General features: G+C 70.2%; 6 protein-coding genes. 3 read left to right on the forward strand and 3 right to left on the reverse strand.

Annotation, left to right across the window (positions count from 1 at the left end; genetic code table 11):
- Nucleotides 1-167: HAD hydrolase-like protein (locus IJH84_RS19210; RefSeq protein WP_295147037.1), on the forward strand; the 167-nt coding region annotated here is incomplete at its 5' end.
- A gap of 3 nt (nt 168-170) precedes the next feature.
- Here IJH84_RS19210 and IJH84_RS19215 read toward each other — a convergent pair.
- Nucleotides 171-374 carry a hypothetical protein gene (locus IJH84_RS19215; RefSeq protein WP_200068392.1) on the reverse strand — a complete coding sequence of 68 codons (204 nt, stop codon included), beginning with the start codon at nt 372-374 and terminating at the stop codon, nt 171-173.
- A 293-nt stretch (nt 375-667) separates the two neighbouring features.
- Between IJH84_RS19215 and IJH84_RS19220 the strand changes: the two genes are divergently transcribed.
- Complete coding sequence (locus tag IJH84_RS19220) at nt 668-1060, forward strand: cold-shock protein (RefSeq protein ID WP_200068704.1); 393 nt, start codon at nt 668-670, stop codon at nt 1058-1060.
- Nucleotides 1061-1289: 229 nt separating this feature from the next.
- Here the strand turns inward: IJH84_RS19220 and IJH84_RS19225 are convergent, their stop codons facing one another.
- Nucleotides 1290-2186, reverse strand: a complete 897-nt coding sequence (locus tag IJH84_RS19225) for a CPBP family intramembrane glutamic endopeptidase (protein ID WP_200068393.1) — start codon at nt 2184-2186, stop codon at nt 1290-1292.
- A gap of 62 nt (nt 2187-2248) precedes the next feature.
- Here IJH84_RS19225 and IJH84_RS19230 point away from each other — a divergent pair, with 62 nt between their 5' ends.
- Nucleotides 2249-2941, forward strand: coding sequence for a TetR/AcrR family transcriptional regulator (locus tag IJH84_RS19230; RefSeq protein WP_200068394.1), 693 nt, complete (start codon nt 2249-2251; stop codon nt 2939-2941).
- Between the two features lie 293 nt (nt 2942-3234).
- On the opposite strand, the gene IJH84_RS19235 is transcribed toward IJH84_RS19230, so the two are convergent.
- The gene (locus IJH84_RS19235; protein WP_200068395.1) at nt 3235-3738 is read right to left on the reverse strand and encodes a DUF2771 family protein; all 504 of its coding nucleotides are present in this window, start codon (nt 3736-3738) and stop codon (nt 3235-3237) included.
- Nucleotides 3739-3770 lie beyond the last annotated feature (32 nt).

The following is a 3770-nucleotide window of genomic DNA, read 5'->3' on the forward strand; positions in this document are numbered from 1 at the left end:
ACGTCGGCGACCACCTCGGCGACATCGTCGGCGCGAAAACCGCCGGAGCCGTCGCGGTCGGCGTCGCCACCGGCCCCTACGACGCGGCGGCCCTGGCCGAAGCGGGCGCGGACGTCGTGCTCGGCGACCTCACCGAATTCCCGCGGGTGCTGGCCGAAGCCGCGTAGGGGTCAACGCCGGGCGCGCAGCACCGCGCCGAGGACGCCGACGATCAACCCGGCCGGAGCCAGCAGCGTCGCCAGGTTCAGCCACAGCGGCAGGTCCGTGCGGCCGGTCGCGTAGAGCCCGAACACCACCAGCACCGCCAGTACGCCCAGCGCGAACAAACCCACCGCGACGGGAAGAACGACCGGCCGGGACGTCGAAGCACTCATGCCGCCAGCGTATGCCGCCGCACCCGGCGACCTGCCGGTGACCGCAAGGTGAAAGACCCGGAGCCGTCTTGTTTCGGACAGGTACCCTTAAACTGGCGCGTCCCGGGCACGCCTTGCTGTTGCACCAGCATCTCCACGGCGAAACCGGGGCGCGTTCGTCGTGCCGGGGCCGGTACCGCCCGCGGTTGGAACCCGGGCGACGTGCAGTGACGAGCAGACAGACCCGCTCGCTTCCGGCCCGCCCGGTTCGCGGAGGAGTGCGGGCCGGGCAGCGACAGGGAACGGTGAGGACAGTGCCGACCGGCAGGGTCAAGTGGTTCGACGCGGACAAGGGCTTCGGCTTCGTGACCCAGGACGGCGGGGAGGACGTCTACGTCCGTTCTTCGGCGCTGCCGGAGGGTGTCGAGACCTTGAAGTCCGGTCAGCGGGTGGACTTCGACATGGCGCAGGGGCGCCGTGGCCCGCAGGCACTGCGGGTGCAGCTGCTGGACCCGCCGCCGTCGGTGGTCGAGGCGCGCCGCCGCCCCGCGGACGAACTGCACGGCATGGTCGACGACATGATCAAGCTGCTGGAGTCGAAGGTACTGCCGGACCTGCGCCGCGGCCGCTACCCGGACCGCAAGGAAGCCAAGCAGATCGGCAAGGTCGTGCGCGCCGTCGCTCGTGAACTGGACCCGGGCGCTTAGTGCTGCAACGGAACGCATAGCGGGTTTCTCGCGCGAGGTCACCGAGCGCTCAACCTTCGACGGCTGAACGTGAGCGCAAGCAGGCCCACCCGGGACGTTCGGCCGGGTGGGCCTGCTGGTTCTCGTGGACTGGCGGTGCCGGCTCCGGAATCGCGGCGTGGGTTCCGCCGTCGTGGGATGCGGCTGCCGTGGTCGGCCGGTGCGGGCTCGGTTGCCGGGACCTGCCGGATCAGGACTCCTGCAGCGCGGAAACCTTCCGGCGGGGCATTCCCAGCCGTCCCTTGGTGACGGCCAGCATGATCAGGCACAGGACGGTCATCGCGATCACCGCGTCGCCCATGCCTTCCGAGCCGAATGCCGCGACCTTGAGTCCGGAGGCGGTGTTGACGCCGGCGTGGGCGATGACCACGGTGAGCAGGCCGCCCCGCGAGAAGTTGTAGATGTTGCCGAAGGCGACGCAGAAGGTGACCACGAGCAGGACGTAGATCGGCATGGACGTGCCGGCCTGCGAGGTTGCCTGGATCTCCCACAGCGGGGCGTGCCACACGGCCCAGATGATGCCGAGCACGACGTTCGAGGCGAACGGCGGGAGCGCGGACTGCAGCCGGGGGAGGGCGAAACCGCGCCAGCCGAGTTCCTCGTTGCCACCACCGGCCAGTGCGATGAACAGGAAGGTCGCGGGCGCGCTCAGCAGCGCGGCGTGCAATGCGGCTTCGTTGATCTGCTCGCCGCGGAGCAGCAGCGGGATCAGCCCGGACGCCGCGATGAACACGCCCGGAGCCAGCGCGAGCAGGTAGGGCAGGAACCAGCGTCGTCGGCGTGGCGAGTACCGCCGGAACAGGGCGCCCACTCCGGCCTTGCCCTGCGTCGCGGCGGTGACGGCCACTGACGCGAGCGCTGGGCCGAAGCTGCCGGTGAGGACGAAGACCATGGGGTTCACGCCGGAGATCAGGGTGCTCGCGTACCAGAGGCTCCAGGAGAAGCCGAACGCGATCAGGAAGAACGCGGCGAGTCCGCGGGGCGGGAGGGTCCTCGTGCGGGCCAGGTCGACGGTGTCCGCGGGGAGCTGTTGCGCGTGCTTGTCGGTGTCGGCGGGGAGCTGTTGCGTGTGCTCGTTGGTGATCATGTGGAGAAACATACACTGTAGGTCGATTCTCCTACAACGTATGTCTCGGTTACCCTTGTTCCATGTCCGAAACACCCTCTGACCAGCAATGGGACAGCGTCTTCCACCGGCCGCAACGGCAGCGCCGCTCGGAATCAACCCTCAGTCGTGACCGAATAGTTACCGCCAGCGTCGCGCTGCTCGACCGGGACGGGGCGAGCGCGTTGACCATGCGGAAGGTCGCGGCGGAATTGGGCGTGCACGCGACGAGCCTGTACTGGTACGTGCAGCGCCGGGAAGATCTCATCGACCTGGCGGTGGACCACGTGCTTTCGGAGGCCGCGGGGAACCTCCCCGGCGACGACGTGCCATGGGACGTCGTCGTCTTCCGGGTCGCCAAGCAGTACTACGCCTCGTTCGCCGACCATCCCTGGGTCGCCGGGTTCGCGGGGACGCGACCGCTGATCGGGCCGAACGCGATGGCGCTGTCCAACCGGATCGTCACCGCGTTGCGCGAGTCCGGGGGCGTCGAGAAGGACCAGATGATCGCCGCCACCGCGATCTCGCAGCAGGTCCTCGGTGCGGCCACGACCGCCGTCGTCCTGCGCGGGTTGAAGCTGGGGAATTCGGCCGAAGCCGCGGACGAACTCGCCGCCGCGGTGGGCACACCGGAGACGCTCGGCATCTGGATCCCGCCGTTCGACGACGTGCTGGAGCTGCTGGTCGACGCCATCCGGGCCAGGCTCGGTGCCGCGAGTCCGGAGAAGAACGCTTGACGCGCGCCGCTGACCATCGATCAACCTCAGCGCCCGAGCACGTCACCCGCCGAGCGCGTGTGGTCGTGCTGCACGGCGCCGACACCAAGCAGCCCCACGGCCACTACCGAAGACGCGGCCGGAAGGGTCCTGACGTTTTCAAGAAGTGATGTGCGCAGGTGGTGGGCCGGAACTTCAGGCGCTCGGCCCCCACCCGGCGCGACGGCCCTTCCCGATGCAGCGAGCCGCCGGGCGTAGTCCGGTCGAGTCGATGCCGGGAAACGGGCGGATTCCGCCCTGATATCGGCAAGTGCTCAAGCCGTGGGCGGCGCCGGCGCACCGCGCGTGTCGAGGACCCACGTGCCGGAGATGCCGAAGTCCACGCCGCCCTCGGCCGCGGCGCTGAGCACCGCCGAGTACTGCTGCACTTCCACGTGCTCCAGCCGCGCCGCGTCCGGCGGCAGCCGCAACGTGTAGGAGTGCCGCTCGTCCGGCCCGAACACCGGTGCGCGCCCGCCGACCTCTTGGCCCTTGTCGTCGCGGTAGATGTAGACGACCTGCCACGGCGTCGCGGACACGTCGCCCGGCACCGAGATCTGCAACGGGGCGCCCTCCGGCACGCGCAGTTCACCGACCGGGTCCGGCGCGGGCGGGGAGCAGCCTTCGCCGGTCGGTTCGCAGTAGCGGGCGGGCGCGACCTCGACGGACTCGCCGTGCGAGTAGAAGGTGACCTGCGGGTCGGCGGGCGCCGAGCAGCCCGCGAGCGCGGCGGCAACCACCGGGCTCGCGGTGAGCAGCGCCTTCAGTCCTCGTTGCACGCCGCGAGCTTACGACCCGGCCACGTGGCCGG

It is taken from the genome of Saccharopolyspora sp. (genome assembly GCF_017434145.1).
In the GTDB taxonomy this organism is placed as follows: domain Bacteria; phylum Actinomycetota; class Actinomycetes; order Mycobacteriales; family Pseudonocardiaceae; genus Saccharopolyspora_C; species Saccharopolyspora_C galaxeae.

Bases quoted from the DNA above. Each gene is read 5' to 3' on its own strand.
- IJH84_RS19215 (WP_200068392.1), bottom strand. From the start codon at position 374: ATGAGTGCTTCGACGTCCCGGCCGGTCGTTCTTCCCGTCGCGGTGGGT.
- IJH84_RS19225 (WP_200068393.1), bottom strand. From the start codon at position 2,186: ATGATCACCAACGAGCACACGCAACAGCTCCCCGCCGACACCGACAAG.
- IJH84_RS19230 (WP_200068394.1), top strand. From the start codon at position 2,249: ATGTCCGAAACACCCTCTGACCAGCAATGGGACAGCGTCTTCCACCGG.